Raw genomic sequence first — 2,223 nt, forward strand, 5'->3', positions numbered from 1 at the left:
TCATCTTCGGCGATGGCGTTGATGGTGAGATCCCGGCGCAGCAGATCCTGCTCGAGCGTCACATCGGGGGCGGCGTGGCAGACAAAGCCGGTGTAGCCCTGACCCTGTTTGCGCTCGGTACGGGCGAGGGCATATTCCTGCTGGGTTTTGGGGTGAAGAAACACCGGAAAGTCGCGACCGACCTGGGTAAAACCCAGCGCCAGCATCTGCTCCACGGTGGCGCCGACCACCAGATGATCCCTGTCGCCCTGCGGTAATCCCAGCAGGCGATCCCTCACTGCGCCCCCAACCAGATAAGTCTGCAAACCATCTCTCCCGTCATCAATCGTGGGGCCGAGTATATCGTCTTTGTTACCGCTTTGCTGCCTGGCCACCACCTGCCCGCAGCGTCAGTCAGCGCGGCTTTGACTTGGGCGTGACGAGGCCTTACGCTGCCGCACCAGACAGCTGGCGCTGTGCTGCGGGATGACTTTATGCCCGCGCAGGCCAGATGAGCCGAAGGAACCGTAGAGTTCCCCATATATCAACGACATGAGAACAACGTGAATCAATCAACCTTCGCAAGCCGGGTTCTGGAGTGGTACGAGCTTCATGGCCGCAAAACCCTGCCCTGGCAGCAGGAGAAGACCCCTTACCGGGTCTGGGTCTCGGAGATCATGCTGCAGCAGACTCAGGTCGCCACAGTCATCCCCTATTACCAGCGTTTTATGGCGCGCTTCCCCGATGTAGTGGCGCTGGCCGATGCCCCTGTCGACGAGGTGCTGCACCACTGGACCGGGCTTGGCTACTACGCCCGGGCCCGCAACCTGCACAAGGCGGCCCAGCAGATCCGCGATCACCACCATGGTCTCTTTCCCGAGCGCTTTGACGAGGTGATGGCGCTGCCGGGCATTGGTCGCTCAACCGCCGGGGCCGTGCTGTCGCTCTCTCTGGGTCAGCCCCACGCCATCCTTGATGGCAATGTGAAGCGTGTACTCACCCGCTGGCTGGCGCTGCCGGGCTGGCCCGGCCAAAAACAGGTGGAGAACGAACTGTGGGAGATCGCCATCCGGCTGACCCCCAAGCTGGGGGTGGCGCAATACAATCAGGCAATGATGGATATCGGGGCCACTATCTGCACCCGCAGCAAGCCTGCCTGTGATCGCTGTCCGGTGCGGGCCGATTGCCAGGGGCTGTCGCAAGGCAAGCCTACCGCTTATCCCAACAGCAAGCCGAAAAAGAGCATTCCGGCCCGCGATGGCGTCATGTTGTTGATCCGCCATGGTGACGAGTTATTGCTGGAGAAGCGGCCGCCACAGGGGATCTGGGGCGGGCTCTACTGCTTCCCGCAGGTGGCCTCGCTGGCGGAGGTGGATGGTCTGCTGGCGTCCCTTGGCCTGAGCCATCACGGTTATCGTAAACTGGCCGGTTTTCGCCATACCTTCAGCCACTTCCATCTCGATATTCAGCCGCTGCTGATTGACATTGATGAGGCGCAGCCGCTGCGGCTCATGGAAGCAGATAACCGACTCTGGTATAACTTACGCCATCCTGCCGAGGTGGGGCTGGCGGCCGCCACGGCTCGTCTGCTCGCCTATCCAGAGTTACAACCATAGAGGTCAACATGAGCCGTACTGTATTTTGCCAACGCCTGAAAAAAGAGGGCCCGGGTCTGGATTTCCAACTCTATCCCGGTGAGCTCGGCAAGCGGATTTTTGACAACATCAGCAAGGAAGCCTGGGCCGAGTGGCAGAAGAAGCAGGTGATGCTGATCAACGAGAAAAAGCTCAACATGATGAATCTTGAGCATCGCCAACTGCTGGAAAAAGAGATGGTCAGCTACCTGTTTGATGCAGGTGAAGTGCAGATCGAAGGTTACACCCCGCCTGCCCAGTAAGCTCTCCGGCTGTTGTACGTGTGAACAGGTGCGGTAATGGCGCCACACTGGCGTGACCGCTCCTGAAGTCGCAGCAAATGAATGATGGGCAGCTCTGCTGCCCGGTTTGAGGATCCTATGGGCCGAATTTTTTGGCTGCTGTGCACCCTGCTGTTTCTCTCTGCCTGCTCATCCTCCCCCAAGCCCAGCGGGAGTGAGGATGACGATCTGGTCAACGGCAAGGACATCCGCGGTTTTGAACATATGATCAGCGCGCTCTCCCATAACGTGAACGAGATATGGGGGCGGGAGGCGCTGTTTGCGGGCAAGTTTGACTACGTAAAATACACGGATCAGTACAAGAGCCG

General features: G+C 59.4%; 3 protein-coding genes and 1 pseudogene. 3 read left to right on the forward strand and 1 reads right to left on the reverse strand.

The window, feature by feature from the left end; all coding sequences use genetic code 11:
- Positions 1-305 (reverse strand): annotated as a pseudogene (cca, locus tag G5358_RS20810) (multifunctional CCA tRNA nucleotidyl transferase/2'3'-cyclic phosphodiesterase/2'nucleotidase/phosphatase); the annotation flags it as partial.
- 237 nt (positions 306-542) lie between these two features.
- On the opposite strand from cca, the gene mutY reads away from it, so the two are divergent.
- From mutY to G5358_RS20825, 3 genes are all read left to right on the forward strand, one after another.
- Complete coding sequence (mutY, locus tag G5358_RS20815; RefSeq protein ID WP_421324853.1) at positions 543-1,595, forward strand: A/G-specific adenine glycosylase; 1,053 nt, start codon at positions 543-545, stop codon at positions 1,593-1,595.
- Between the two features lie 8 nt (positions 1,596-1,603).
- Positions 1,604-1,876, forward strand: coding sequence for an oxidative damage protection protein (locus G5358_RS20820; protein ID WP_005335828.1), 273 nt, complete (start codon positions 1,604-1,606; stop codon positions 1,874-1,876).
- A 117-nt stretch (positions 1,877-1,993) separates the two neighbouring features.
- On the forward strand, positions 1,994-2,223 hold a 230-nt coding region (locus G5358_RS20825), incomplete at its 3' end, for a murein transglycosylase domain-containing protein (protein WP_421324854.1).

Source organism: Aeromonas sp. 604176, assembly GCF_049170755.1.
Classification (GTDB): domain Bacteria; phylum Pseudomonadota; class Gammaproteobacteria; order Enterobacterales; family Aeromonadaceae; genus Aeromonas; species Aeromonas veronii_A.

What these genes read in the sequence shown, in the direction of transcription:
- G5358_RS20820 (WP_005335828.1), top strand. Translation starts at nt 1,604, where the DNA reads ATGAGCCGTACTGTATTTTGCCAACGCCTGAAAAAAGAGGGCCCGGGT.